The 25,384-nt window shown below is 64.7% G+C and carries 29 protein-coding genes and 1 pseudogene; 22 read left to right on the top strand and 8 right to left on the bottom strand.

The window, feature by feature from the left end; translation table 11 throughout:
* Positions 1-1,263 carry an RNA polymerase sigma factor gene (locus tag OG405_RS03605; RefSeq protein ID WP_327152187.1) on the top strand — a complete coding sequence of 421 codons (1,263 nt, stop codon included), beginning with the start codon at positions 1-3 and terminating at the stop codon, positions 1,261-1,263.
* Between the two features lie 8 nt (positions 1,264-1,271).
* Here OG405_RS03605 and nadE read toward each other — a convergent pair whose 3' ends face one another.
* Together nadE and OG405_RS03615 are read right to left on the bottom strand one after the other, a co-directional pair.
* Complete coding sequence (gene nadE / locus OG405_RS03610) at positions 1,272-2,096, bottom strand: ammonia-dependent NAD(+) synthetase (RefSeq protein WP_327150221.1); 825 nt, start codon at positions 2,094-2,096, stop codon at positions 1,272-1,274.
* 11 nt (positions 2,097-2,107) lie between these two features.
* On the bottom strand, positions 2,108-2,731 hold the full coding sequence (locus OG405_RS03615; RefSeq protein ID WP_327152188.1) for a TetR/AcrR family transcriptional regulator: 624 nt from the start codon (positions 2,729-2,731) through the stop codon (positions 2,108-2,110).
* Positions 2,732-2,933: 202 nt separating this feature from the next.
* On the opposite strand from OG405_RS03615, the gene OG405_RS03620 reads away from it, so the two are divergent.
* The 6 genes from OG405_RS03620 (at position 2,934) to OG405_RS03645 (ending at position 9,008) form a co-directional block, all read left to right on the top strand.
* Entirely contained in the window at positions 2,934-3,503 is a 570-nt protein-coding gene (locus OG405_RS03620) for an NAD(P)H-dependent oxidoreductase (protein ID WP_327150222.1), read from the top strand.
* A gap of 536 nt (positions 3,504-4,039) precedes the next feature.
* Complete coding sequence (nrdH, locus tag OG405_RS03625; protein WP_327150223.1) at positions 4,040-4,270, top strand: glutaredoxin-like protein NrdH; 231 nt, start codon at positions 4,040-4,042, stop codon at positions 4,268-4,270.
* A gap of 117 nt (positions 4,271-4,387) precedes the next feature.
* Positions 4,388-4,837 carry a class Ib ribonucleoside-diphosphate reductase assembly flavoprotein NrdI gene (gene nrdI, locus OG405_RS03630; protein WP_327150224.1) on the top strand — a complete coding sequence of 150 codons (450 nt, stop codon included), beginning with the start codon at positions 4,388-4,390 and terminating at the stop codon, positions 4,835-4,837.
* Complete coding sequence (gene nrdE / locus OG405_RS03635; RefSeq protein ID WP_327150225.1) at positions 4,834-8,220, top strand: class 1b ribonucleoside-diphosphate reductase subunit alpha; 3,387 nt, start codon at positions 4,834-4,836, stop codon at positions 8,218-8,220. Before nrdI ends, nrdE begins: the two co-directional genes overlap by 4 nt.
* A gap of 121 nt (positions 8,221-8,341) precedes the next feature.
* Positions 8,342-8,596, top strand: a complete 255-nt coding sequence (locus tag OG405_RS03640) for a type II toxin-antitoxin system Phd/YefM family antitoxin (protein ID WP_327150226.1) — start codon at positions 8,342-8,344, stop codon at positions 8,594-8,596.
* Positions 8,589-9,008 carry a type II toxin-antitoxin system VapC family toxin gene (locus OG405_RS03645; protein WP_327150227.1) on the top strand — a complete coding sequence of 140 codons (420 nt, stop codon included), beginning with the start codon at positions 8,589-8,591 and terminating at the stop codon, positions 9,006-9,008. The genes OG405_RS03640 and OG405_RS03645 overlap by 8 nt, the downstream gene beginning before the upstream one ends.
* 57 nt (positions 9,009-9,065) lie before the next feature.
* Here OG405_RS03645 and OG405_RS03650 read toward each other — a convergent pair whose 3' ends face one another.
* Positions 9,066-10,064 carry an LLM class F420-dependent oxidoreductase gene (locus OG405_RS03650; protein WP_327150228.1) on the bottom strand — a complete coding sequence of 333 codons (999 nt, stop codon included), beginning with the start codon at positions 10,062-10,064 and terminating at the stop codon, positions 9,066-9,068.
* A 174-nt stretch (positions 10,065-10,238) separates the two neighbouring features.
* Between OG405_RS03650 and OG405_RS03655 the strand changes: the two genes are divergently transcribed.
* The 11 genes from OG405_RS03655 to OG405_RS03705 all read left to right on the top strand — a co-directional run bounded on the left by OG405_RS03655 (position 10,239) and on the right by OG405_RS03705 (position 19,979).
* Positions 10,239-11,027 carry a MerR family transcriptional regulator gene (locus OG405_RS03655; RefSeq protein ID WP_327150229.1) on the top strand — a complete coding sequence of 263 codons (789 nt, stop codon included), beginning with the start codon at positions 10,239-10,241 and terminating at the stop codon, positions 11,025-11,027.
* Positions 11,024-11,623, top strand: coding sequence for a hypothetical protein (locus tag OG405_RS03660; RefSeq protein WP_327150230.1), 600 nt, complete (start codon positions 11,024-11,026; stop codon positions 11,621-11,623). The genes OG405_RS03655 and OG405_RS03660 overlap by 4 nt, the downstream gene beginning before the upstream one ends.
* Before the next feature lie 299 nt (positions 11,624-11,922).
* A complete protein-coding gene (gene mgtE / locus OG405_RS03665; RefSeq protein ID WP_327150231.1) occupies positions 11,923-13,287 on the top strand; it encodes a magnesium transporter in 1,365 nt (454 codons plus the stop codon).
* On the top strand, positions 13,284-14,144 hold the full coding sequence (locus tag OG405_RS03670) for a Fic family protein (RefSeq protein WP_327150232.1): 861 nt from the start codon (positions 13,284-13,286) through the stop codon (positions 14,142-14,144). Before mgtE ends, OG405_RS03670 begins: the two co-directional genes overlap by 4 nt.
* Positions 14,145-14,647: 503 nt before the next feature.
* Positions 14,648-15,031: a hypothetical protein gene (locus tag OG405_RS03675; protein ID WP_327150233.1), complete on the top strand. Its 384-nt coding sequence runs from the start codon at positions 14,648-14,650 to the stop codon at positions 15,029-15,031.
* Positions 15,028-15,417: a hypothetical protein gene (locus tag OG405_RS03680; RefSeq protein ID WP_327150234.1), complete on the top strand. Its 390-nt coding sequence runs from the start codon at positions 15,028-15,030 to the stop codon at positions 15,415-15,417. The genes OG405_RS03675 and OG405_RS03680 overlap by 4 nt, the downstream gene beginning before the upstream one ends.
* A gap of 225 nt (positions 15,418-15,642) precedes the next feature.
* Positions 15,643-16,644 (top strand): AraC family transcriptional regulator, encoded by a 1,002-nt coding sequence (locus tag OG405_RS03685; RefSeq protein WP_327150235.1) that lies wholly within the window; start codon positions 15,643-15,645, stop codon positions 16,642-16,644.
* A 227-nt stretch (positions 16,645-16,871) separates the two neighbouring features.
* Positions 16,872-17,423 (top strand): DUF3558 domain-containing protein, encoded by a 552-nt coding sequence (locus tag OG405_RS03690; protein WP_327150236.1) that lies wholly within the window; start codon positions 16,872-16,874, stop codon positions 17,421-17,423.
* Positions 17,424-17,460: 37 nt separating this feature from the next.
* The gene (locus tag OG405_RS03695; RefSeq protein ID WP_327150237.1) at positions 17,461-17,934 is read left to right on the top strand and encodes a hypothetical protein; all 474 of its coding nucleotides are present in this window, start codon (positions 17,461-17,463) and stop codon (positions 17,932-17,934) included.
* Positions 17,931-19,076: a hypothetical protein gene (locus OG405_RS03700; RefSeq protein WP_327150238.1), complete on the top strand. Its 1,146-nt coding sequence runs from the start codon at positions 17,931-17,933 to the stop codon at positions 19,074-19,076. Before OG405_RS03695 ends, OG405_RS03700 begins: the two co-directional genes overlap by 4 nt.
* Positions 19,077-19,199: 123 nt before the next feature.
* The gene (locus OG405_RS03705) at positions 19,200-19,979 is read left to right on the top strand and encodes an ESX secretion-associated protein EspG (protein ID WP_327150239.1); all 780 of its coding nucleotides are present in this window, start codon (positions 19,200-19,202) and stop codon (positions 19,977-19,979) included.
* A gap of 260 nt (positions 19,980-20,239) precedes the next feature.
* On the opposite strand, the gene OG405_RS03710 is transcribed toward OG405_RS03705, so the two are convergent.
* Both OG405_RS03710 and OG405_RS03715 read right to left on the bottom strand, forming a co-directional pair.
* The gene (locus OG405_RS03710; protein WP_327150240.1) at positions 20,240-20,626 is read right to left on the bottom strand and encodes a hypothetical protein; all 387 of its coding nucleotides are present in this window, start codon (positions 20,624-20,626) and stop codon (positions 20,240-20,242) included.
* Positions 20,623-20,754, bottom strand: coding sequence for a hypothetical protein (locus tag OG405_RS03715; RefSeq protein ID WP_327150241.1), 132 nt, complete (start codon positions 20,752-20,754; stop codon positions 20,623-20,625). The genes OG405_RS03710 and OG405_RS03715 overlap by 4 nt, the downstream gene beginning before the upstream one ends.
* Positions 20,755-21,209: 455 nt before the next feature.
* Here OG405_RS03715 and OG405_RS03720 point away from each other — a divergent pair, with 455 nt between their 5' ends.
* From OG405_RS03720 to OG405_RS29100, 3 genes and pseudogenes are all read left to right on the top strand, one after another.
* Positions 21,210-22,085: a helix-turn-helix domain-containing protein gene (locus tag OG405_RS03720; protein ID WP_327150242.1), complete on the top strand. Its 876-nt coding sequence runs from the start codon at positions 21,210-21,212 to the stop codon at positions 22,083-22,085.
* A 17-nt stretch (positions 22,086-22,102) separates the two neighbouring features.
* Positions 22,103-22,201 (top strand): annotated as a pseudogene (locus OG405_RS29095) (DUF397 domain-containing protein); the annotation flags it as partial.
* Complete coding sequence (locus OG405_RS29100) at positions 22,156-22,473, top strand: DUF3459 domain-containing protein (RefSeq protein WP_442790656.1); 318 nt, start codon at positions 22,156-22,158, stop codon at positions 22,471-22,473. The pseudogene OG405_RS29095 and the gene OG405_RS29100, both read left to right, overlap by 46 nt.
* On the opposite strand, the gene OG405_RS03730 is transcribed toward OG405_RS29100, so the two are convergent.
* Positions 22,419-23,240, bottom strand: a complete 822-nt coding sequence (locus OG405_RS03730; protein WP_327150243.1) for a mycofactocin-coupled SDR family oxidoreductase — start codon at positions 23,238-23,240, stop codon at positions 22,419-22,421. The genes OG405_RS29100 and OG405_RS03730 overlap by 55 nt on opposite strands.
* A 223-nt stretch (positions 23,241-23,463) precedes the next feature.
* Here OG405_RS03730 and OG405_RS03735 point away from each other — a divergent pair, with 223 nt between their 5' ends.
* A complete protein-coding gene (locus OG405_RS03735; RefSeq protein ID WP_327150244.1) occupies positions 23,464-23,928 on the top strand; it encodes a DUF1801 domain-containing protein in 465 nt (154 codons plus the stop codon).
* A gap of 118 nt (positions 23,929-24,046) precedes the next feature.
* Here OG405_RS03735 and OG405_RS03740 read toward each other — a convergent pair whose 3' ends face one another.
* Both OG405_RS03740 and OG405_RS03745 read right to left on the bottom strand, forming a co-directional pair.
* Positions 24,047-24,541, bottom strand: a complete 495-nt coding sequence (locus OG405_RS03740; protein ID WP_327150245.1) for a hypothetical protein — start codon at positions 24,539-24,541, stop codon at positions 24,047-24,049.
* 193 nt (positions 24,542-24,734) lie between these two features.
* A complete protein-coding gene (locus OG405_RS03745) occupies positions 24,735-25,343 on the bottom strand; it encodes a TetR/AcrR family transcriptional regulator (RefSeq protein WP_327150246.1) in 609 nt (202 codons plus the stop codon).
* Between the last annotated feature and the right edge of the window lie 41 nt (positions 25,344-25,384).

Consider the following 25,384-nt stretch of genomic DNA (forward strand, 5'->3'; position numbering starts at 1 on the left):
ATCAGGGCCGCGGCCGGGCTCGACGACGTGTATCGCGCCGAGTTCGGCCGCGCGGTGGCCACTGTCGCGCGGCTCACCGGTGATATCGAGCTGGCCGAGGACTCGGTGCAGGAGGCCTTCGCCGCCGCGCTGCGGACCTGGCCGCGTGACGGTGTCCCGGACCGTCCGGGTGCGTGGATCACCACCACCGCCCGCAATCGGGCACTGGATCGGTTGCGCCGCGAATCCTCGCGGTCCGGTAGGGAGCGCGAGGCCGTACGGTTCGCTCCCGATGCCGCCGCGACCGAACCGGGTACGGGCTTCCCCGACGACCGGCTGCTGATGATCTTCACCTGCTGCCATCCCGCGCTGGCGGCGCCGGCGCGGGTGGCGCTCACTCTGCGGTTCGTGTGTGGTCTGCGGACAGTGGAGATCGCCCGGATGTTCCTGCAACCGGAAGCGACCGTCGCGCAACGGATCACCCGGGCGAAGGCGAAGATCCGGCAGGCCCGGATACCACTGCGGGTGCCGCCCACCGACCTGCTGGCGGAACGGGCGCCGACCGTGCTCGCGGTGGTGTACCTGATGTTCACCGAGGGCTACTTCGCGACCGCCGGACCCAGCGCGGTGCGCGACGAACTGTGTGACGAGGCGATCCGGGTCGGGCGGTTGCTCTGTGAACTGTTACCGGACGCCGAACGGGCCGTCCGGTCGGAATGCCACGCATTGCTGGCGTTGATGTTGTTGACCGACAGCCGCCGAGCGCAGCGGCGGACCGGCGACGGAGAACTGGTTCCGCTGGCCGAACAGGACCGGGACGGCTGGGACCGGGCGGCGGTTCGCGCGGGGCTGCACCATCTGTTGCTCGCCGCCGCGGACGGGAACGGCCCGTATCTGGCGCAGGCGCGGATCGCGGCGGCCCATGCCGTGGCGCCGGATTGGGCGGCGACCGATTGGCGAGCAATCGTCGCCGCCTACGACGATCTGCTGACCCTGGCGCCCTCGCCTTCGGCGCGGGTCAACCGTGCGATCGCTGTGGGTCTGCGTGACGGTCCGGAAGCCGGGCTCACGGCGCTGGCCGAAGTCGCCGGCGATCGGCGGCTGGCCGGTGGGCAGCTCGTCGTCGCCGCACGTGCCGACCTGTACCGGCGGGCGGGCCGCCACACCGACGCGGCGCGCGAGTACCGGGCTGCGATCGCGGCGGCCGGCAACGACCCCGCCCGCCGCTATCTACGCCGCAGACTGGCCGAAATGGAGATGTTCGACCGTCCCGAACCCATGTAGTGCTTCGTTCAGCGCCACCAGTCGTCGAGCGGCGTGACCGGGACGGCCCGCTTGTGCCGAGTGTTGCGGAAGACCGTTTCGATACGTTTCGCCACTTCGTCGGTGACGTCCTTGCCCTCGAGGTAGTCGTCGATCTCGCTGTAGCGCAGGCCGAGTGCTTCTTCGTCCGGAAGTGCCGGACGGTCGTCCTCCAGGTCGGCGGTGGGCACCTTGGACGACAGCCGCGCGGGCGCGCCCAGTTCCGCGAGCAGTGCCGCGCCCTGCCGCTTCGACAGACCGGTCAGCGGGGTCACGTCCACGCCGCCGTCACCGTATTTGGTGAAGAACCCGGTCACCGCTTCGGCAGCGTGATCGGTACCGACCACCAGCAGGTTCTCTTGGCCGGCGAGGGCGTACTGGATCACCATCCGCTCGCGGGCCTTGATATTGCCGCGCACGAAATCTCGTAGTTTGCCCACCTTGAGGGCCGAGGCCACCTCGGCCGCTACAGCATTGGCCCCGGGCCGGACGTTCACCACCACCGATTCGTCGGGCGCGACGAATGTCATGGAGATGCGGGCATCGGCTTCGTCGGCCTGTACGCCGTAGGGCAGCCGCACCGCGACGAATCTGGCCTCGTGGCCTTCGGCGCGCAGCTCCTCGGCGGCCAGCTGGCACAGTCGTCCGGCGAGGGCGCTGTCCTGGCCGCCGCTGATGCCGAGCACGAAACCCTTTGCCGGTGTGGCGCGCAGATAGCCCTTCAGGAAATCGACGCGGCGCCGAACCTCGTCCTTCGGTTCGATGTTCGCCAGCACACCCAACTCGGAGATGATCTGTTCACGCAGGTTTCCCATGCCGGATCACTCTACTGCGCGGTGGAATCGGCTACGCGACGAACAAGGGCTTCCCAGTTGTCGCCGATCTGCTCGCGGCTGTAGCCGAGGGTCCGGATCTGATGCAGGACGAGAGTCGCGCCGAGTGCCGCGAGCAGCGCATCGGCCAGCAGGGTGGGGTCGGCGGCGGCTCCCGCGTCGCGCAGCAGCATCGTCACATGAGTTTTCAGAACGAGGTACGGCCCACTGCTGTAATGGTTTTCGGACGAACCGAGTTCGGCTGCTCGATGCAATTCGCCCTCCACTTCGATATCGAGCAGCCGTGCCCGCCCGAACGCGACGAGTCGCTCCACCGGTGGTGCTCCGGGCCCCAGCGGTGGCGGACCGAAGATGAACGCTTCCTGGGCCAGGATCTCGGAATGGTCCAGTAGGGCGTACATGAGACCGGTGCGGTTGCCGAAGCGCCGGAACACGGTGCCCTTGCCGACACCGGCTCGTTTCGCGAGCGCGTCCATGGTGAGGGCATCGACTCCGTGTTCGCGGACGAGTTCCTGCGCGGCGTCGAGCAATCGGCGCCGGTTGCGCGCGGCGTCCGCGCGTTCGGTGGGTTCGGTGGCCCCGGGTAGCGCGGGACCTACTCGCTGCGGCGGTTGCAGCGCCAGCGCGAGGGGCTGTGCCGCGGCCGGCTCGGGCACGGGGGTTTGCGGTGGTTCGGCCGGGGGTCCGGAGTCGGTGGAACCCGGGCTGAGTGTGTCGTAGCTCACGGCGCTGTGCGTCCCTCCGGAGGAATGTAGCGGACCGTGGTCCGGTTAGTCTGGGCAGTGGGATCGTCACACAACTAGTACCGCAGGAGTGAACATGAGTCAGACCCGTATCGTCGCCCTCGTCGGCAGCCTTCGGGGCGCCTCGATCAGCCGGCAGATCGCCGAGGCGGCGGCCTCGACCGCGCCCGCGGGCGTCGAGGTCTCCATCTACGAAGGTATCGGCGATATTCCGTTCTACAACGAGGATATCGACGTCGCGGGTTCGGTACCGGCCACCGCCCAGGCGCTGCGCGACGCGGTCGCGGCGAGCGATGGGCTGCTGGTGGTCACCCCGGAATATAACGGCACCCTGCCGGCGGTGCTGAAGAACGCCATCGACTGGCTGTCCCGGCCGTACGGCGCGGGCGCGATCGGCGGTAGGCCGGTAGCCGTACTGAGCGGTTCGATCAGCCCCAATGCCGCCAAATGGGCGCACGCCGACGCGGTCAAGTCCGTGGGTATCGCCGGCGGCAAGATCGTCGAGGAGGCGCATCTGCATTACGCCGGATGGGGCGAGCGGTTCGCCGCCGGCCACCCGCGTGAGGACGGCGACGTACAGCGTGAGCTGACCGAGGCCGTCCAGGTTCTGGTCACTGCGGCCAGTGGAGAACTCGTCTCCGCCTGATCCCGTAGCGGTACGCGAAGGGCCGCCTCGTCTCTGGACGAGGCGGCCCTTCGCGTTTCCGATCGGTCGGTTTCCTACGGGGCTCGAGGGCCTGCTGGGATGCGGAGCGACTGGTGTGACAGGCGTAATCTCCTGCGTTTGCTGAAAGAGAGCTGGCTCGGTGGATTTGTGATCTGGACCACGGCGAACGCGGCGTGTCGAGTTGCTGTCCTGCGGCTTACAGAGGTGAAATCACACCGTTGTGACTCGCAACATCTCGTGTTGTTTCTTTCTGTCGGCCACTAGGTGTAGTGTCATCGATGCTTGGAGACGGCGGCGCAATCGGCCCGCCGGCACCGGGCGGAATCGGCCCGGACATGGCGTTTCAGGGCTGGTCCTCGGAGTTTGCGCAGATCATCCGATTGTGCCGACACACCGCACAACACAGACGGGTCACCGGCTGGATCAGTCATGCGGTGAGCTCGGCCCGGAGGGCGGCGGACCGTCACCACGAAGGCCGCGAACACCGCACATAGGCACAGGAGAGAGGGACTCGAATGATCACCGTGTACACCAAGCCCGCTTGCGTGCAGTGCAACGCCACCTACAAGGCCCTCGACAAGGTCGGGGTGGAATACGAGGTCGTCGATATCTCCGAGAACGCCGATGCCCGCGACTTCGTGATGGCCCTCGGCTACCTGCAGGCTCCGGTCGTCGTCTCCGGCGACGAGCACTGGTCCGGCTTCCGGCCGGACCGCATCAAGGCACTGGCCACCGTCGCCGCCTGAGCGCATCAGGCCCGACGGCGGCAGCGCAGTGACCACATAGGGCCCGCGCTCGGGCGCAACAGACACAGCCTGAGCACTACCGGGTCCGAAACCGGTCGGGGGAGCAGGGGAGGTGAGATGTCGGAATCGAATTCGCTGGTCTATTTCTCCAGCGCTTCGCAGAACACACACCGATTCGTCGAGAAGCTGGATATCCCGGCGCTCCGGATACCCCTGCACACCACCGAAACACTGCGTGTCGACGAACCCTACGTGCTGATCGTCCCCACCTACGGGGGCGGTCGGCACGTCCTGGGTTCGACCCGACCGGACAAGGAATTCGTACCGCGCCAGGTCGCGAAGTTCCTCAACGATCCGCACAACCGCGCACTCCTGCGCGGAGTGATCGCGGCCGGGAACACGAACTTCGGTGACACCTTCTGTTTCGCAGGTGATGTCATCTCCCGCAAATGCGGGGTGCCCTACCTGTACCGCTTCGAACTCATGGGAACCGCCGAGGACGTAGCCCGCGTCCGTGAGGGATTGGGATTGTTTTGGCAGCAACAACGACAGCACCAGCAGGTATGACCGCCCGCCTGGAGCAGCCCCCGCAGCGCACCGGCGACTCCGGCGAGGTCCTGGACTACCACGCCCTCAACGCGATGCTGAACCTGTACGGTCCGGACGGCGAGATCCAGTTCGACAAGGATCGCGAAGCCGCCAACCAGTACTTCTTGCAGCACGTCAACCAGAACACCGTCTTCTTCCACAACCTCGACGAGAAGCTCGACTACCTCGTCGAGGAGAACTACTACGAACCCGAGGTGCTCGACCAGTACAGCCGGGCCTTCGTGAAGAAGCTGTTCCAGCAGGCCTACGCGGCGAAGTTCCGGTTCCCCACCTTCCTCGGCGCCTTCAAGTACTACACCTCCTACACCCTCAAGACCTTCGACGGGAAGCGCTACCTGGAGCGGTTCGAGGACCGGGTCTGCATGGTCGCGCTCACGCTGGCCGCCGGTGACGAGGTGCTCGCGGGCAAACTCGTCGAGGAGATCATCGCCGGCCGCTTCCAGCCGGCCACCCCGACCTTCCTCAATTCGGGCAAGAAACAGCGCGGTGAGCCGGTGTCCTGCTTCCCGGCGGGTACCCCGGTGGATACGATCGACGGCCCGCGGCCTATCGAAACTCTGCGTACAGGGGATCGGGTTCTCTCCCACGACGGTTCGTATTCGGTGGTCGAGGAGCTGATCGAAAATCCCAACGACCAGGCACTGATCTCGATTTCGCATTTCGGGCACAAGGAGCCGATCCGGTGCACCCCGGAGCATCCGATCCTGGTCTGGACCGACCGTGAGGTTGTCACCCTGATCGACGGCGACGGCGCCGACCCGTTCAACGGGTTCGTATGGCTGGCCGCGCAGGACGTCCGGCCGTCCGATTTCGTTGTGACCGCGGCGCCGCTGGACACCCGCGACCGTCGAGTGTTCGATCTGATGGACTTCGTCGGAGAGGGCGTCTACGAAGAAGTCGACGGCTCGATCCGCAAGGTCAACGGAGACGCGAAGCACAGGAACAAGCAGCGTCACCATCAACGATTCGTCGCTGTCAACCGCTACGTCGAGGAGTCCTACGAACTCGGCTTGATCCTCGGTTGGTACCTCGCCGAGGGACATGTATCGAAGCGGTCCGGAGTCGAAGGCGTCCAGCCGAACGGCGTGCACTTCACGTTGGGTGCCTACGAAGTCGAGTACCACGTCGAACTGGGCATGGCTTTCAAGCAGGTATTCGGGGTCGACCTGTCGCTGCACACGAACCACTCCGACCACTCGACCAAGATGGTGTGCAACAGCAAGGTCGTAGCGTCGCTGCTGTTGTCGCTGGCGGGGACCGGGTACAACAGGAAGCGTCTGGCGCATGATGTGATGACCGCGGACGGAGAATTCCAGCGCGGCCTGCTCGCGGGTTTGTTCCGTGGGGACGGTTGCTGCACCACCGGTGGAATGGTGCTCGATCTGGTGAACCCTGAACTGATCGATCAGGTCCAGCTGCTCCTGCGACGGCTCGGGATCATGTCGGTGGTCCGCACATACGTCAACCAGGCCGGAAGCCCGACCGGCCAGGTATTCGTGCCCGGTCTACCCGGCACCAACGAAGAGTTCATCTTCGATATCGACAAGAACCTGCACAACTACACCGGTCGTAAGGGCACGAAACGTTCGACCTATCAGGTGGTGCACGGGCGCCATGTCTACGGTATCCGTGCGATCGAGCGCACCGATGAGACGCCCGAGAAGGTGTACAACCTGCACGTCGAGGGTACGCACACCTATACGATTCGCGGCACTGTTGTGCACAATTGTTTTCTTCTTCGCATAGAGGACAATATGGAGTCCATCGGGCGCTCCATCAACTCCGCGCTGCAGCTGTCCAAGCGTGGCGGCGGGGTCGCGCTGCTGCTCAGCAATATCCGCGAGCACGGCGCCCCGATCAAGAAGATCGAGAACCAGTCCTCCGGTGTCATCCCGATCATGAAGCTGCTCGAGGATTCGTTCTCCTACGCGAACCAGCTCGGTGCGCGGCAGGGCGCGGGCGCGGTGTACCTGCACGCCCATCACCCCGATATCTATCGGTTCCTCGATACCAAGCGGGAGAACGCGGACGAGAAGATCCGTATCAAAACCCTCTCACTGGGTGTGGTGATTCCCGACATCACCTTCGAGCTGGCCAAGAAGAACGAGGACATGTACCTGTTCTCGCCGTACGATGTGGAACGTATCTACGGTAAGCCGTTCGCCGATGTCGACGTCACCGAGAAGTACCACGAGATGGTCGACGACAAGCGGATCCGCAAGTCCAAGATCAAGGCACGCGAGTTCTTCCAGACCATCGCCGAGCTGCAGTTCGAATCCGGTTACCCCTACATCATGTTCGAGGACACGGTGAACCGGGCCAACCCGATCGCCGGCAAGATCACTCATTCGAACCTGTGCTCGGAGATCCTGCAGGTCTCCACCCCGTCGATCTACAACGACGACCTCACCTACTCGCACGTGGGTAAGGACATCTCCTGCAACCTGGGATCGCTGAACATCGCCAAGGCGATGGATTCCCCGGATTTCGCGCGCACCATCGAGGTTTCGATCCGCGCGCTCACCGCCGTCTCCGACCAGACCCATATCAACTCGGTGCCCTCGATCGAACAGGGCAACAACTCCTCGCACGCCATCGGGCTCGGCCAGATGAACCTGCACGGTTACCTGGCGCGCGAGCACATCCACTACGGATCCGAAGAGGGCCTGGACTTCACCAACATCTACTTCTACACCGTCGTCTATCACGCGTTGCGCGCCTCGAACGCGCTGGCGCGGGAACGCGGTACGTACTTCGGGGGGTTCCCGGAGTCGAAGTACGCCAGCGGCGAATATTTCGACAAGTACACCGACCGGGTGTGGGAGCCGCAGACCGAGCGGGTCGCGCGGCTGTTCGCCGACTCGGATATCCGCATTCCCACCCAGGACGACTGGCGGGAGCTGAAGGCCGAGGTCATGGAACACGGCCTGTACAACCAGAACCTGCAGGCCGTCCCGCCGACCGGATCGATCTCCTACATCAACCACTCCACCAGTTCCATCCACCCGGTGGCGTCGAAGATCGAGATCCGCAAGGAAGGCAAGATCGGCCGCGTCTACTATCCGGCCCCGTACATGACCAACGAGAACCTGGACTATTACCAGGACGCGTACGAGATCGGCTACGAGAAGATCATCGACACCTACGCCGCGGCCACCCAGCACGTGGACCAGGGTTTGTCGCTGACATTGTTCTTCAAGGACACGGCCAGCACCCGCGACCTGAACAAGGCCCAGATCTACGCGTGGCGCAAGGGCATCAAAACCCTCTACTACATCCGCCTGCGGCAGATGGCGTTGGAGGGCACCGAGGTCGAGGGCTGCGTGAGCTGCATGCTCTGAAGTCCTGGATCACGCATCCATCGCGGCGGCCGCCGCATCGTAATCACCTTCCCGACGGAAGTGCGGTGGCCGCGCGAACGGTTGATAGCATCAGATAGCATCGATCGCTATATTGGGGTGTATGACGAGGACGATCAGCCAAGCCGAGCTACGCAATGGCAGTGCGGGAGTCATGGATGCGCTGGAAGCGGGGGAGGACTTCGTCATCACCCGCAATGGCCGCCCTGTCGGCGAACTGCGGCCCATCGCTCCGCGGCACAATCTGACGACCACGGAACTGAAAAGGCGACTCACCAGGTTTGCGAGCACTTCGAACGCTGCGAACGAGCGTGCGGAAATCGACGCCGCGTTCGGAGAGGACAGAGTGGATGACTGAACCGGGGGCGAAGTTCCGCTACCCCGTCGGCCTGTTGGATACGTGTGTACTCATCGACTTGACCATCATCGACGATGCGGACCTTCCGATTCAGCCGAAGATCAGTACGGTGACGCTCGCGGAGCTGGGCTTGGGCGTGGCTCTGGCATCGGATGCGGAAACGCTCGCGCTCCGAACCGAACGACTCCTGGAGATCGAGCACGCTTTCGATGCACTGCCGTTCTCCTCTACCGCGGCGCGACGGTTCACCTCGATGGCGAAACTGGTGCTGGCGGCCGGACGAAGCCCGAAACCACGCAAAATGGATCTGATGATTGCTGCCATCGCCTCGGCGAACGATCTCCCATTGTTCACACGCAACGTGGACGACTTCACAGGCCTGGATCCGTTGCTGACGGTGGTCGCGCTCTGAAAGTCCGCCAACGAGTCCGACCCGCGGCGGATAGCGAAGATGGAGGTACGCCGGGCTCTAGTCGGTGAGTGCCGGGAGCACCTCGCGCTCGAAGAGTTCGATACCGCTGGTGTCGTAGGCGGCTTCGGGGAAGTTGAAGATGGCGTAGCCCAGGCCACGATCGCGGACGGCGGACAATTTCTCCACGATCTGTTCCGGGGTCCCGACCGCCGCGCCGCCGCTGTTCAGGTTGTCGACGTAGGCGCGGGCTTTCTCCTCGCCCAGGACGGGAGCGATGCGGGCGGTGTGCTCGGCTTTGCGCTGTTCGACCTCGGCCTCGGTGGCGCCGATGGCGACATTGAAGTTGGCACTGCGCACGATGGCGTCGAAATCGGTTCCCACATCGGCGCAATGCGCGCGCAGGATCTCCGATTTATGGGTGAACTCGTCGGGGCTGTTCCCGGCGAAGTTCGTGTAGTTCGCGTACTTCGCGGCGATACGCAGTGTTTTCTTCTCACCGCCGCCCGCGATCCACAGCGGTAGGCCGCCTTCCTGGGCCGGTAGCGGGCGCACGATCGCACCGTCCACCCGGTAGTAGCGGCCGTCGAGGGTGGCGGTGCCGGTCTGCCAGGCCTGGCGGAAGATCTGCACACCTTCGTCGAGGCGGCCGAGCCGTTCCCCGGCGGTGGGGAAACCGTATCCGTAGGCCCGCCATTCGTGTTCGTACCAGCCGCCGCCGATACCCATCTCGGTGCGGCCGCCGGAGATCAGGTCTACCGTCGCGGCGACCTTGGCGAGGTAGGCGGGGTTGCGGTAACTGATCGCGGTACACATCTGGCCCAGTCGCACCCGCGAGGTGGTGGCGGCGAAGGCCGACATGAGGGTCCATGCCTCGTGGGTGGCCTCCTCGGTGGGCTCCGGGACGGTGTGGAAATGGTCGTACACCCACAGCGACTCCCACACCGGGTTCGCATCGGCGCGGGCCGCCAGGCCCCGCATCACCTCCCAGTGGGTAGCGGGTTCGAGACCGACCAGGTCGAGACGCCACCCCTGCGGGATGAAGATTCCGAAGCGCACAGCACTCTCCTCAGATGTCGGGCCCGGGGCCGCTGCGAGATATCTCGTCCTCCACTCTGGCCATATAGGGCCGGACAGGCAATGTTTGCGCGCAGGGTGCGTCCGATCCCAGGTTCCGGTGCTCGATATCTCGATACTTGACTACGACGCAGCGTCACACCAGAAACTGGTGCGGTGAGGATCAGTGAAATTGCCACGGCCGCCGGAACGACCCCGCGCGCCGTCCGCCACTATCACCGGCTGGGCCTGCTTCCCGAACCGGTCCGCCCCGACAACGGCTACCGCGATTACGGAATGGCGGAGCTGGCGCGACTCATGCGAATCCGCTGGCTCGCCGAGAACGGGTTGTCGCTGGGTGCGATGGCCGCGGTGTTCGCGGCAGAGCCCGGAACATCGGATACCGAAGACCTTCGCGCTGATCTGGCGGCTCTGCACGACGAGATCTCCCACCGCGTGGCTCAGCTCGTCCGTAAGAAGGAAGGGCTGGGCCGGATGCTGGCCACCGTCGATGCGGGCCGGGCGCTCACCGCGTTACCCGTGGAGCTCGCCGACGCGCTGGACGCCGCCCGGGAGCGGGCCGATGATCTGGAACGGAGCGCGCTCAACCGGGAGCGCGATCTGCTGGAGATCATCGCCATCTCGGGCGACACCCCGGACGAGATGTTCACCTGGTTCGCGCGCGCGATCTCGGACACCTCGGCGCGGGAGAGCTATCGCCGGATGCTCCGTGGTTGGGAGCAGTTGCGCGGCCGGGCGGTGGAGCAGTGCGGGGAGCTGATCGGACAGGTGGCGCACGAACTCGCTGCGGGCTTACGTGCTGCCGATTTCGACTCGCTGCTGGCTTCCGGCGCTGCGAGCGGACCCGACTTTTCGCCGGCGGAACTCGTGCCCGATCCGGCTCAGCGCCGGGCGGTACTGCGTGCGATCGAACTGCTGACCGGCCACCCGGACACCCGGCCGTGACCGGGCGGACAGCCAAGTTCCTACACAACCGGTGCCGGGCCCACCGCGGGGTCTGGTTGTGGCTGAGGCGGCGAACCGATTGCGATGGCCGGGAGCATGAGCCGTTACCCGCTACCCAGGGGGTGCTGGCGCTGCCGCTGGCTTTCCTGGTGGCGACCGTGCTGGAGATGACAGTGCTCCACATTCTGATCCCGTGGGCGTGGCTGAGCGTGCTGCTCGGCGTGCTGACGCTGTGGTCACTGCTGTGGGTGTTCGCGGTGGTCGTCGCCGATATCGCCTACCCGCACTACGTGACCGACCGGGCGCTGGTGCTGCGCCGCGGCGGCCGTGAGATCGCGACCATCGCGTTCGACCGGATCGCGGCCGTCGCCGAACATCGCCGCTACAACCACACCGGAACGGCCCTCGAGGGCGACCGCTTGTTCCTCGCCGGCCCGGACGGCACCACCGTCGATGTGACACTCCGCGAACCGGTCGGGGTCCGGGTCGAGTCGCTACTGCCCAGCGGTCGGATCTCCGCCGAGGTGACCCGGATCAGCCTGTTTCTCGATAATTCGGCGGAGCTACGCGGCGTGCGGACACGCCCGGGAGTGTGAAACGCCGTGTGGCGAACCTTCCGATGCGGACTTCCCATGATCAGGATGTACTCTGATCATGAGTGCGTTCGCATTCATAGACAGTTTTCCGGAACGGGCGTGAATCCACGCGCGCAGCGGCGACCGAACGAGGAGGTGGTGTTGCAATGCGCAGCGAACCTCCCAGTCGAAGGCCGCGCGGCGTCGTCCGCCCGCTTTTCCGCTAGCAGCGACTGTCGGCGGAGCGGCCCGGCTCGGCGCCTCGCGGTGTGACTTTCCTTCGAAATCACTCGCTAATTACTGCTGTGCCGAGGACTCTCATGTCGCAGATCGATCTCATCGAAGTGCCGACGACGCTGTCGGAATCCCTCCAGAACGTGGTCGAAAGCCACCGTGTGGACGCCGCGCTGCACTGGTTGGACAATCATCCACCACACGTCATCGCCGACGAACTCGCCCGGATGGACGCGGTCGAGGCCGGTGTGGCGTTCCGGTTGCTGGACAAGGATCTGGCGCTGGCGGTGTTCGAGGAACTCGAGCCGGTCGATCAGCAGCAGATCCTCCAGGGCCTGCGTGACCAGAGCTTCCGCGAACTGGTCGAGGGGATGGCGCCCGACGACCGGGCGCGCATGCTGCGCGAGGCTCCCGCGAAGGTGGCGAAGAAGGCCCTCGCCGGGCTGAGTCCGCGCGAACGCCGGATGACCGCCGCCCTGCTCGGCTACCCGGAGGGATCGGTCGGGCGGTACATGTCGCCCGAGGTCGTCGCGATCCCCGGGACCCTCACCGTCGCCGACGCCTTGCGCACGGTTCGCCTCAAGGGCGGTAACGCCGAAACGGTCTACACCCTGCCCGTGGTCGACGCGAGCCGCCGCCTCCAGGGCATCGTGGAACTGCGTGAACTGGTGCTCACCGGCCCCGACACCATGGTCGCCGACCTGGTGGTCACCGAACCCGCGTTCGTCCGCGCCACCGATTCGGCCGAGAAGGCAGCGCGCCTCATGCGCGAGACCAACGACATCAACCTGCCGGTCGTGGACAGCGAGGACCGCTTGGTCGGGCTGCTCACCATCGACGACGCGGTCGAGGTCATCGAGGCCGCCGACAGCGAGGACGTCGCCAAGCAGGCCGGTTCGGCTCCCTGGGAGGGCCACTACATGGCGGCCGGGGTGTTCCAGCTCGCCCGCTACCGCGCGCTGTGGCTGATGCTGCTGCTGGTCGCGGCGACACTGACGGTGAGCGTGACCGGTTTCTTCGAGGCGACCCTCGAACAGGCTGCTCAGCTGGCGCTGTTCATTCCCTTGCTCATCGGCGCGGGCGGTAACGCGGGTGCTCAGGCGGCGACAGCGTGTGTGCGTGCGGTCGCGGTGGGTGAGGTGCGTGGCGGTGACCTGCTCAAGGTCATCTGGCGGGAATGCCGGGTGGGTTTGGTCCTCGGGACCATGCTGGCCGTGGTCGGTGTGGCCATCGGCGGGCTGTTCGTGGGCCCCCGGGTCGCGGTGGTCGTCGGCGTCACGCTGGTACTCATCTGTGCCTGGGCCGCCACCATCGGCGGCACGATGCCCCTACTCGCCAAGCGACTGCGGATCGACCCGGCGGTGGTGTCGGCACCGATGGTCACGACGCTGGTCGATGCCACCGGTCTGATCATCTATTTCACGACCGCGAAGCTGGTTCTCGGTATTTGACGCTGCGCGAGTGCCATCAGCTATTCGCCGACAGGCACGTGGAGGGTGTCGTCGAAATGGTTCTCGACGCCACCGTGCACCACGACACGCCCGTTACCGCGGACCGCCTGTTCGGCTGGCACGCCGCGCTTTTCCCGACCGGATACTCGGGCCGGACCCGGATCTCCATCGGCTCGTGGCGCACCGACGACGCCGGACCGATGCAAGTGGTGTCCGGGGGTTACGGCCGGGAGCGGGTGCACTTCGAGGCACCGCCGGCCGCGCGGCTGGACGCCGAGATGGAGAAGTTCCTGGACTGGATCGATACCGATACCGCGGAACCGGCGATCATCAAAGCCGGACTCGCACATCTGTGGTTCGTGACCGTGCATCCCTTCGACGACGGAAATGGGCGCATCGCCCGCGCCCTCGGTGATCTGTGGCTGGCGCGCGCCGACCACAGCACTCGGCGGTTCTACAGTCTTTCCGCACAGATCCAACGCGACCGCGCGGCCTACTACCGGGTCTTGGAACGCACCCAGAAAGGCGCCCTCGACGTGACAGGGTGGCTGACCTGGTTTCTCGAAGCGCTGCATCGTGCGATCGTCCAGTCCGACGAGACGGTCGACAAGGTCTTGCTGAAGTCCCGTTTCTGGCGGCGCTGGCAGCAGATTTCGATGAACGACCGCCAAATGACGATGCTGAACCGGATCCTGGACGGATTCGACGGCGAACTCACCACTCGTAAGTGGGCGGTCATCACCAAAAGCTCTCAGGACACCGCACTGCGGGATGTCAACGAACTCGTCGGCCTCGGTGTGCTGCGGCGATCGAACTCGGCTGGTCGCAGCACCTCCTATGAGCTTGTCGGGCTTTGAGGTCCGCGGGAGACGACGCGAACTCGATCGGCGGCACCGGACACCGTGACCGACCGCCACTACCGAATGGCTGGTGACCAGCCGCCGACCAGTAGCCGGATACTGCCTGGCCCTATCCACGTGGCGGTCGGCTGCGGGTGCCGGCTATCGGAAAAGCGTGTACCGGTCGATCGGAAACGCGCAGGTCCATAGCGCGTCCGTGGTCGCTCATCGCATCCTTCTCCACGGATGAGATGTGAACGCAGGGGCGCAATCGCCGCACGGAATCGACAGAGTCGCAAGCGGCGACGCCGCCGGCCGAGTGGAAACGAGACAGATATCAACAGCATGACACCAGACGAGACGTCGCCCGGAAAGGCGGGCGACGCGACGACAGCAGTGATACCGGGACGTGTTGTCTTCGAACCGGTTCGTATATCCGCAGCCAGCGGCCCGGCGTGGGCCGCTATCGACGACGCCTTCCGCCCGGCACGACGTGCGGGCCGAAATCCGGGGAGTTCGAAATGACCGATCGATTGTTCGCCGGTATCGCCGGTGTGCTCACTGTGACAGGCGCTGCCCTGGTCTGCGCGGCCGGGCCCGCCGCGGCCGCGGAGTACGCCCTTCCGTGGAACGGCACCGTCGCAAGGGTTTTCAGTGCCTCCAGCGACGGACCCAACCGCTGGACCGAGGCCTCGGTGTGGGCGCCCGCGGACCGAGACGCTGTCCTCAAATACACCACCCACGATCAGACGTTCACCGGATACCACTATTTGTTCGCGCATGTGAAGAACGATCCGGCGTTGCAGCACAGCGTGAAGGTGGACACCTGGATCACCGGGTTCATGATCTGCAAGAGCGAGGCCGCGAACGCCGAGTGCTCGGACTGGAAGGATCTACAGAAGTGACCGGGAAATCGGTGAAACTCTGCGCGGCAATGGTGTTCACGGGCGCGGCGATGGCGTGGTCGGCCGCACCGGCATCAGCGGCGGACCACGTGGTCGGAAGGCGAGGGGTCGTGGTCACCGTATCCGGGGCGAACTCGAAGGTCGTTCACGTGCGGACTCCGTTCGGGCTGCTGGGGTCGGCGAACTACACATATGTCGGCCCCGACGGTCTGGAACAGGACGGGTGGATCGGCGCCCACTTTCCAGTCGGCTTGGACGCGACAGAGGTCGCGCCCGGCAGGATCACACAGGTGAGTGCTTGCGTCGCGCAACCAGGCGCCTATCTCCAGGAATCCTTCTCGGGGAAACCACCCGGCTGGACCTGCTCACCGGGCCTGGCGCTGTAGGCAACGCCGTTCGGTTCGGATCCGATCGAGAGGGAGATTTGAACCACCGTGTCGTCGCACTGTACCCGACGGCAAGCTGGTAAACCGCTGCTCTGCAACGCACTTCGAGTCGATATGTGCGTTGCAGAGCCGCGTCCGTTCTCTCTCGCGGTATGCTGCGATTTCCGTGTAATGCTCGACAGCGGCCCCGCTACATATGCCGAGCTCGGGCAGTGGAGGCGAGCCGTGAACAGAAGACCGTTGCCGTTGGCCGGTCACCGTGTGCTGCGGACCCCCGATGTCGACGAGGCCCGTGACGTGATCGGCAAGGTGCTGCAGGCACCCCACGATGTCAGGATCACCGGTGGGGCCCACCGGTTCGAAGCCCGGCAGAACGCGGTATCGCTGGGGCGGGTCGCGCTCGCCGCGCTCGACTACGGTGCCGGTGCCGAGGTAAAGGTCACCCCACGCCACACCGACAACCTGTATCTGGTGCACATCCAGCTGGCCGGCGCCGTCGGCGCGGTCAGCGGGGAGGAACGAGCGACAGCGACGAGGGCGTGCGCGACGATAGCTCAGCCCCACGAACCGTTCATGCTGGATTGGCCGGCCGAGAGCCCGATGCTGCTGGTGTGGTTCGACGCGTCGTACATGAAGTCGATATTGCAGCAGATGATCGGCGGCGAGTTGACGGGCCGACTGCGGTTCGAACTGGGCCAAGACCTCACGGCCCCACCGATGCGGGCCTGGCTGGACCAGGTGCGGCTCGTAGTCCGCGAGATCGACCAGGGGCAGCGGGTCGCCACTCACCCCCTCGCACTACGCCACCTGCACGACCTGATGATCACCGGCCTGCTGCTCGGCGCCCGCCACTCGTACTCCGAACAGTTGCACGGCGACCGGTCCACGCCGGTGGCCTCGAAGGTCGAACGGGCGGTTGATTTCATGCGGGTGCACGCGGCGGAACCCATGACCGTGACCCGGCTGGCGGCCGCCGCAGGTGTCGGTGTGCGGACCTTGCAGGAAAGCTTCCGCAGGCACCTGGATACGACCCCCACGGCCTACCTCCGGCGGATACGGCTCGAACACGTCCGGACCGAACTGGAGCAGGCCGATTCGCAGGAGACGACGGTATCGGCGATCGCACTCCGTTGGGGTTTCACGCATTTCGGCGATTTCGCCAGGTCCTACCGGCTGGCCTACGGCGAACGACCCAGCGAGACCCTGCGGAAATCCCCCCGGAAGTAGTCGCTGCCGACCCCGGCACCGAAGGCCGGGTCGGTGGCCGATGCCCGGTAGCGGCGGGGAAACGTGTTGGGACGGCGAGGCATCCAACGTTGGGCGGGAGGTCTCTGGGCGGTTGCGTCGGCTTTTTAGCGCCGGTAGCGTCTGGGTCAGCCGGCAGCAAGGGGGCGGAGACGCCGGTCCTCCCCAAACCGGACCAGTGGTGTCATCGGTGGTGGAGGTCGGGAATCGTGGTCACGGGGAAACGCAAGCTACTGGTCGCGCTGGTCGGCGGGATGGTACTGGCGCTGACTGGGTGTGAATCCTCCATCGAGGGAGCAACAAACGTGTCGGCTACTCCGGCCATGGCGGCGGTACCCGCAGGGTACAACGCGTGCACAGATGTCCCGCAGAGTGTGCTGGACGCGGAGGGTCTGAAGATGCCGATTCCGGACGATACGGATTTGTCGAGCGGAGCGAAGTGGCGCGGGTGTATCTGGGCGCAGCCGGATGGGTATGCGGTCAGTATTCAAACGACGAATCTCACCCTGGATATGGTGCGGGACAAGAACTTTCCCGATGCTACGGAGTCCACGATCAGCGGCCGGGAGACGCTGTCCACGAGGCGTCCGGGCGATGAACCGGAAGAGTCCTGTTACGTAAACGTCGAAATGACCGGCGGTAGCCTGCAGTTCGGATTGACCAATCCGTCGTCCGCTCCTGACACCGGGCATCTGGATACTTGCGAGCTGGGCAGGGCGCTGGCAGAGAAGGTTGTGCCGTCGATACCTGCGGATATGTAGCGTATCCGGCGCGCTACGGACACTGGGAGGGAGAGTTATGAGTGACGAATCGGCGCCACGGCCGATGGCCAATATGCTTGCCGCAGCCAACGAAGGACAGACCACTATTCAGATGTCGCCTGAGGAGTTTGTTTATCTCGAGCGTGACTGTGAAACGTTCAAGATCGCAATCCGGCAGATACAACGCCTTGCCGACGAGATCGGCGACCAGGATCATTGGGGTCTCGGAGAAGCGAACAACGATCTGTATTCCGCACGTGCCATGGTGGGTCGCTACAAAGTGAAAGCCAAGGGTGCAGAGGATGGCAACAGCGTCCATCTGATCATGGAACAGCATTTCAAGATTGCCGAGGACATCCAGAACGTCTTCCGTATTATGCGTGACCAGATGGTACAGGCCGATAGCGAATGGGCGGCCGCCTTCAACTCGTTGAATGCCAGCCTTCCCGAACGCCCACCCGTCGAACCGACGCCTGGTCCGCACATCTTGCCTGACGGGTCCACCCGATGAGCAAAGTGCCGGAATTCGAGAACCCGATCATCTTGAACGGCGGGGAGAATCCCGACAGCTGGGATCACCCCACGATCAAAGGCGCGTTCGACCCACTCCTTGTCCAGGACGCGATAGATCAGGCCGAAAAATACTGGCAGATGCGGCAATCGTGGGAGCAGGGCGTCGAGACCTTCATCCGGTCCGTGCAGGCTTCGCTCGCTCAGGCATGGTCCGGCCCAGCGGCCGAACAGACCAAGCGAGCGATCCAGGACTACATCGATAAGCAGGCCCGCCCGGTAACGCCCGCACTCGAGCTGCTTTCCGCTGGTGTTCGCGATGCGGCCAATGCCATTGTGAACACCAAGAACAGCGTGGGTGAGCCGATGGACACCGATGGGTTCATCGACAGTTGGTGGAACCCGTTGGTTCACGACGACGAGATCTCGCGGCGAACTCAGGAGGCCCGGGCGGCCATGACCACCCATTACGTCACCCCGTTCGGGCAGCTGGACGGCAAGATTCCGGTGATCCCCGTGCCCACCGGCCCGACCAGTACCACCGATATTCCCGCGCCTCCACCCGCCGGATATCCCGGCACCTCGAACCCCACCACGTCGGATACCGGTAATTCGACCGGCGCTGCACCCGGCGAAACCCCTACCGGAGAGACCCCCGGTGATCCGGAGGGCGAGACCCAACCGGAGACTCCCGGCGACGATGAGGCAGGTCAGCCGACCAGCACCGATCCCGGCGAGACCGCTACCGACCCGGCCGGTACCGAGGTGCCGAGCGCTACGACACCCACGGTTCCGGCGAGCACCACTCCCTCCGGTGTGACCACCAGCCCGGGCTCTCCGGGTTCCCCGGGTTCTCCGACCGGCTCCCCGGATACCCAGGCGCCGGGGCGGACGGTCTCGGGTGCTCCGAGCACTGTTCCCGGAACACCGGTCGGCGCCGGTGCCGCCTCCTCCATTGCGGGAAACCGGGGAATGGGCGGTATGCCGATGGGCGGCGGGGCCGGGCAGCGGGGAGGCGGGAAAGATGAGGAATCCAACCGCTCGACGCCCGATTATCTGATCAACCAGGAGAACACCGACGAACTGCTCGGTGAAGCACCCCGGACCATCCCCGGAGGGGTCATCGGCGCCAACCCCGAATAACTGCTCAACTTTTCGATTCGGCCGTTCGACCGGCCATCGGGTGGGCCCGCTCCGGCGCGGGCCCACCCGATTACTTCGGACCTGCCGGTACCGCTGTTCCGCATACGACAAGAGGATCGATCGATGGCCGAGTGGGTTTGGGAGCCGGATGATTTCGCGGCGCTGTGGTACAGCGACGCCTACGATCGGTTTCCGACTCCGCTGCGCTACACCAGCCGTTTCGCCTTCAACGACGAAGCCCGGGCCCATCGCCTCACGGTCCGTGACCGGTATTCGCGGGAGGAACGAGCCGGGATCCAGGTCGCGCTCGACACTCTGGGTACCTCCGAGATGCGCATCGAGATCCTCGGCTCCACCTGTGCGCACAAACGCAGTACCGGGCGCGATGACAGGCGCCAATACCGGATCGTCGGGGCACGTACCGAGGCATACGCGGTCATGTTGAGCCAGGTGGGTGCCGAAGGCGATTACGGTCCGATCCAGGTGCGTCTCTTCCGCCCGGAAAATCTCGCGGCCCGTCTGGTTTCTGGTCTCGCCCCCTGCACACCCGGTACCGGGGAAGCGGCCACTTTCCACCCCGGGGATCTGGAACCCCGACAAGAGGCCCATTTCGAGGACCACCGGCGTGCCCGGGCTCGCGAGGAGTATCGAAAGCTGATCGGCCGGGAAAAGGACGGCAGCGGTTGTGCGGTGCTGCTCATGGGGCGTTTCGACGCGGCGACCGAGCCGGCCCGAGTGCTGCGGTGGCACGATATCGCGGGCGACGGCCGTTATACCGAACAGCGCGGTAACCATGTGACGGTTCGACCGGCCACCTCCGCAGAGTTCACCCGCCATTTCGGTACCTGGCTGGACAATGCCTGGCGCCGGTTGGAGGAGGAACGCGCGGACGCCGCTTGGTGAACGACCTGATGCGGCGCCGGTCCCGTGGCAACAGCGGTCGCGATCGTATGGTGCCGGCTTCATCGGATCGGACCGCCGTCCGACTGCGGCGTCCGCAGCCGCGATAGATGGGCGTGGTTCGATTCGTCGAGGGCAAGAGCCGCGGTCCACAACGAAGCATCGAGAGACTCGGGTAGCCGCCAATCCTGCGGGGCGACTGCCGGAAATCGCAGAAGCACCGGGTCTATCTCCGGTAGGTGTCGAGGGATCACGGCCCACCACTACCGGCCGGTGGCATCGATGGTTGCTGCGGCGATGAGATCATCGATCGCGGGCAGTCGCTTCGCCGCGGCGCGGACCGGCGCCGGGATATGCCGGTTGCGTGCAAGGACATCCAGCTGGTCGGCGAAAACGGGGAAGGCGAAACCGAATCCGAAGGTGTCAGGACCCAGTACGGCCCGGAGATGCGCCGCCTGCACATGGAGCGGATTCGGTTCGCCGCAAGTTCGGTCCCGGCCCAGATCGACTCCGGCGCAATCAGCGTGAATGGTGGTGCCGTCGAATCGGAACCCGTACAGCATGGGCAATGTTGCGGCGGGCAAGAACAGCAGGTAGCGGGCTGTGATCTCCGCGATCGATTCGTCGTCAGGATAGCGGATGACGCTCATCCGACCCAGCTCTTCGGAACGGCGTTCGACCAGAACTCGTGCCGGATCGCATCCCAGAGCCGCGTATGTTCCGGCAGTCGTTCCCTGATATCCGCGAGATCCGGCAGGTTGCCCGGCCGAGAGCTCACCGGCAACTCCATCGGGGTGCCGGAAGGAGTTCTCAGGGCAAGGATTCGGATACCTCCGCAGTCCGGTCGCCATACCGCCGACCAGCCGCCGGCCTCGGTCTGCCGCACAGTCGGTTTCTGCGTCCTGGCGCTCTGCTGGAATCCACCGCCCGAGCCGGATCGGGTTCCTCCACGCGGGCGGGCCGGACCGTCGGCGCGCGGTGGCGGGATCGGTTCGTAGCGAGAGATGTTCGCTGCGGCGGCACCGTGCCTCGACGGTGATTCGCCTTTGCGCCACCAACTTCCGTGTATCTCGGGCATGTGGGTATGTTGCTGCAGGTCAGGAACTCGGAGTGTTTCGACGAGAAGGTTTCACGGGATCTGCGTATCGGCCCAGCGCGTTTCTCAGGGCCTGCCTACGATGATTCTCGAACTGAGAAACGCCGAGCGATTCGTTGAGAAACAGGGGAGGCACGATGCCGAGCAAGGCGGATCTCAGCGGCACCACATTGCCGCGGCGGCAGCTGGGACGGGCGTTGCGTGATGCCCGCCACGCTCACGGAGCGACGTTGGATCAAGTCGCGCGGGATACGGAGTTCAGCCGGGCAACGCTGAGCCGTATCGAGTTGGGGCAGTACGAGCGGATCAAGGTTCGCGAGGTCGAATACCTCTGCCGCTACTACGGTTTATCTTCTGAGAAAATGAGCTACTTGAAAGCCGTAGCAGCGCAATCGAGTACAACAGTTTGGTGGCAAGGATATCGCCATGTTCTGGGAGGCGGTTTCACGACTTACCTGGAATTGGAGTCCTATGCTACAGAACTTCAAGTATTCCAGCCACTAATTGTTCCCGGCCTTCTTCAGACGGGCGATTATGCAAGGCAGATATTCGCCAAGTATTCCCCCGGAGAGTCGGAAGACTCTATCGAGGGAAAGGTGGAATTGCGTATGCGTCGATACGCACGACTTACACGGCGACATTTGAGGATCCGGGTCGAGTTCGTAATACATGAAAGCGTTCTACATGCGGTGGTCGGATCGGCTCGAGTCATGGCTGCTCAATGTCGACACATCGCCGATATTAGTGCACGTGACAACATTGAGGTCAGGGTGTTGCCATTTTCTGCGGGGATTCCGACTGGCGGTGTCATGACGCCGTTCATCGTTCTCGGGTTTCTCGACGGAGAGCCGTCGGCAGTTTATGCCGAAGCAGCCCTGGGGTCGACTACTTTCGACGATGCTGAAGACGTGCTGCGCTACCGATCGCTCTATGACCTGATCCGAGCCGCGACTATCGACGAGACGGCTTCCCGAGACCGAATCAGAAAGATAGCAAGGAGATACGAGCAGTGAACGTTGAGTTCTCAGATGTGCAGTGGTTCAAATCCTCGCACAGCGGCAACGACGAATGCGTCGAAGTTGCTTGGCTCGACTCAGGAAGGGTCGGTGTCCGCGACTCCAAGTATTCGGACGGGCCCGTGCTGCGGTTCACATCGACGGAGTGGGGCGCCTTTACCAGCGCTCTTCGTGGCAGCTGCTCACGATGGCGGTGAATCTCGGCCGACGAACGGTCGCGTTCTGGGCCGCGCGCCGCGGTACCGGGCAGGAACTGTGCAAGTCCCTGCGCCCGCGACGCGGTTTCCGGAGGATAGTCAGAGAGTCCGTCGGTGTGCGCTCTGTTGCGGTTCAGGTCGTGCCGGTGCTGAGGCCGCCGGAGATGGTGATGGCTTCGCCGTTGTAGCGAGCCCCGGTGTCGGAGACCAGCAGCAGGATCATCTCCGAGACCTCCGCCGGCTGGATCAGCCCACCTCCCGCTTCGAACATTGCCAGCGCCGCCTCGCGCGTCGGGTTCTCGACATCGGGCATGAGTTCGCGGTAGATGGCGGGGTTCATGATCATATCGGTCTGTACGCCGGAGGGCAGCACCGCGTTCACGGTGATTCCCTGTGCGCCGACCTCTTCCGCCAGCGATTTCACCAGGCCGACCACACCCCATTTCGCGGCGGCGTAGTGGCCGGACTTGCGGGCGCCCATCCGGGCGACGATGGAGGAGGTGGCGACGATCCGCCCTCGGCCGCGCTCGAGCATATGCGGGACCACGGCGCGGAAACTGTGGTAGACGCCGGTCAGGTTCACATCGATCATGTCCCGCCAGGTCTGCTCGGGCATCTCGGAGAGAAAGGCGTTGGACGCGATACCCGCATTGGCCAGCAGGATATCGATATGTCCGAACTCGGAGATCGTTCGATCGGCTACAGCGTCCATCTGTCGCTGATCGCGGACGTCGGCGGTGATCGCGAGGCATCGGCGGCCGGTTTCGCCGACCAACTCCACAGTCTCGGCGAGATCGTCGGGCGAGCCCAGGGCGTAGGGCACGCTCGCGATCGACGCGCCGATATCGCAGACCACGATATCGGCGCCCGCGCCGGCCAGTGCGACGGCGTGCGACCGGCCCTGCCCACGCGCGCCGCCGGTGACGACAGCGACCTGTCCGTCCAACTTCCCCATCGGTTCCTCCCTCGCCGGCTCGACGTTCCCATCCTCACACTCTCGGGATCCGTTGCGGGTGAGGTGGACGGTCGCCTTCGCAGTGTCGGTGGCGTTACCGGGGATCTCCTCCCATAGGAGTAACCCGCCCAGCAATCGGTCAGGAATCGAGAAGCGCCAGGTCTCTCGACACGGCTAGCGTCTGAATGGACGGCACACCGACAACAACCAGGAGATGACAGCGATGGGCGCGAATACCAGCACGACCAGCGCAAAGGGCACAGAAGGCTTCTCCGAGGACGAACGTGCTGCGATGAAGGAGCGTGCTGCGGAACTGAAGAAGGAGACGAACCGTGGTCGTGGCAACAAGGCGGCCACCGAGGAGCTCGACGTGCTGTCGAAAATCGCGGAGATGGAAGTATCAGACCGTGTGGTGGCCGAACGCATCCACTCCATCGTTACCACCAACGCCCCCGAGTTGTCGCCGAAGCTGTGGTACGGACAGCCGGCCTACGCCAGGAAAGGGAAGGTTGTGTGCTTCTTCCGTAGCGGGCACGCCGACAAAGAGCGCTACTCGACCTTCGGCTTCACCACTGAAGCGAACATCGACGACGACGGCGGCCTGTGGCCCACATCGTTCGCCGTGACCGAGATGAGCAGCAAGGCCGAAAAGACGATCACCGCCCTTGTCGAGAAGGCTGGGAGCTGAGGCCACCTCGCGGCCGAACCTGCGGCGGACTGTCCAGGTCTGGGCATGCGGGCCGACAGATCGGCGGAAGGCTGCGGTAACCCGTCGACTCGGCTCCAACGAGTGGACCCGTCACGAATCAGGGTGCGGTGCGACCCTCGTTCGACAGGTCCCAATATTTTCGCCCACGTGACGAGAGCGCGTAGCCACGCGCGAGGCTGACGGTCAACCCGAGTGCCTTGAGCTTGCGCACTCGACGTTTGAGCTGCTCGGCCGGCATTTGGTCGAGAGAGTGAGCGAGGTCGGCGGCAGGCTCTCCGGGTTTCCGTGCGATCGCTCCAAGAGTCTGACGGGTCCACGGCTGCGCGGCTCGGTGGTCGACAGCACCGAGCTGGGCGTGCAGAGCTGCGACCGCGACGACATCCAGGTCATCGCGGACGGCGAGTGCTTCGCGGGGATCGGGCCCGGCAAAGTGCACAGCGATCCGGAATATCGGGTCGCTGACGCGGCCGCGGAATGTCGCACATAGTTCCGGTCGAGTGCGGTATCCGGCTGCCCGGGCATCGTCATCGGTGAGCGCGGTCGCCGCCACTGTGTCCACAGCGCCGATGCCGATGATCCCTGCGGTAGTCATGACAGTCGCGCCGGGGATGATTCGACAGCGAGGCCACCGCCTGTACACGACCCGAACGTCGCCGGCCGCTATCGCGGCCGCGATAGCGTCGGTGAAGATCATGCGATGCCTTTCGCCGCCGCTGTGACGAAATCGTCGAGTTGTTCGACGATGCGGCGGCTGACTTTGCCGGTGGCTCCGGTGATCGGCATCGTTACGACCGCGCCCCCAGAGTGTGCGCGAGTTGGTCGAGGATCACTGCGCGTACTTCAACGGAATCGCCAGGATGCGGCTGTCTCAGAACATACGGAAAAAGCAACCCATCCAGGGTCGCTATGGTCGCATCCGCGATGGCATCGGGCGCATGGGTCGGCTGGAATCGGCCACATTCGATACCACCGGTGATCGCGTCGAGAAACGGCTGCCGGTACTTTCGCTGCAGCGTGATGCTGTGTTGTCGCAGCTCCTCGTCATGTGCGGCGGCGCACCAGAATTCCATCAGCACTCGCCATATCGGGATGGGTGTCCGCAGTCCGCGATCGACCAATATCACCAATTGCTGCCACGGGTCAGCGGACTCACGAGCGGCCTTTTGCATGGCAGACACTTCGTCATCGGTTCCGGTCATCATCGCCTCGACGACCATGTCGGCGCGTGAACCGAAATATCCTTGCAAGGTGCTGACGGCCAGACCGGTCGAGGCCGCGACGTCCTGAAACCGTGTCGCCTGGTATCCCCTATCGGACACGATGTCGAGAACCGCTCTCAGCACGTCACTTCTCCGGCTTGCGCCTGCGCGACGCTTCCTCGCACCGATCGTCATGGCTGTACCGTATCATGATACGGTACAGCCATGACGATTCG

The organism is Nocardia sp. NBC_01329 (assembly GCF_035956715.1).
GTDB lineage: Bacteria > Actinomycetota > Actinomycetes > Mycobacteriales > Mycobacteriaceae > Nocardia.

Excerpts from the sequence above, each read along its gene's own strand:
- nadE (WP_327150221.1), bottom strand. The coding sequence starts at position 2,096 with ATGGGAAACCTGCGTGAACAGATCATCTCCGAGTTGGGTGTGCTGGCG.
- OG405_RS03620 (WP_327150222.1), top strand. The coding sequence starts at position 2,934 with ATGAGTCAGACCCGTATCGTCGCCCTCGTCGGCAGCCTTCGGGGCGCC.
- nrdH (WP_327150223.1), top strand. The coding sequence starts at position 4,040 with ATGATCACCGTGTACACCAAGCCCGCTTGCGTGCAGTGCAACGCCACC.
- nrdI (WP_327150224.1), top strand. The coding sequence starts at position 4,388 with ATGTCGGAATCGAATTCGCTGGTCTATTTCTCCAGCGCTTCGCAGAAC.
- nrdE (WP_327150225.1), top strand. The coding sequence starts at position 4,834 with ATGACCGCCCGCCTGGAGCAGCCCCCGCAGCGCACCGGCGACTCCGGC.
- OG405_RS03640 (WP_327150226.1), top strand. The coding sequence starts at position 8,342 with ATGACGAGGACGATCAGCCAAGCCGAGCTACGCAATGGCAGTGCGGGA.
- OG405_RS03645 (WP_327150227.1), top strand. The coding sequence starts at position 8,589 with ATGACTGAACCGGGGGCGAAGTTCCGCTACCCCGTCGGCCTGTTGGAT.
- mgtE (WP_327150231.1), top strand. The coding sequence starts at position 11,923 with ATGTCGCAGATCGATCTCATCGAAGTGCCGACGACGCTGTCGGAATCC.
- OG405_RS03675 (WP_327150233.1), top strand. The coding sequence starts at position 14,648 with ATGACCGATCGATTGTTCGCCGGTATCGCCGGTGTGCTCACTGTGACA.
- OG405_RS03695 (WP_327150237.1), top strand. The coding sequence starts at position 17,461 with ATGAGTGACGAATCGGCGCCACGGCCGATGGCCAATATGCTTGCCGCA.
- OG405_RS03700 (WP_327150238.1), top strand. The coding sequence starts at position 17,931 with ATGAGCAAAGTGCCGGAATTCGAGAACCCGATCATCTTGAACGGCGGG.
- OG405_RS03705 (WP_327150239.1), top strand. The coding sequence starts at position 19,200 with ATGGCCGAGTGGGTTTGGGAGCCGGATGATTTCGCGGCGCTGTGGTAC.
- OG405_RS03710 (WP_327150240.1), bottom strand. The coding sequence starts at position 20,626 with ATGAGCGTCATCCGCTATCCTGACGACGAATCGATCGCGGAGATCACA.
- OG405_RS03720 (WP_327150242.1), top strand. The coding sequence starts at position 21,210 with ATGCCGAGCAAGGCGGATCTCAGCGGCACCACATTGCCGCGGCGGCAG.
- OG405_RS03730 (WP_327150243.1), bottom strand. The coding sequence starts at position 23,240 with ATGGGGAAGTTGGACGGACAGGTCGCTGTCGTCACCGGCGGCGCGCGT.
- OG405_RS03735 (WP_327150244.1), top strand. The coding sequence starts at position 23,464 with ATGGGCGCGAATACCAGCACGACCAGCGCAAAGGGCACAGAAGGCTTC.
- OG405_RS03740 (WP_327150245.1), bottom strand. The coding sequence starts at position 24,541 with ATGACTACCGCAGGGATCATCGGCATCGGCGCTGTGGACACAGTGGCG.
- OG405_RS03745 (WP_327150246.1), bottom strand. The coding sequence starts at position 25,343 with ATGACGATCGGTGCGAGGAAGCGTCGCGCAGGCGCAAGCCGGAGAAGT.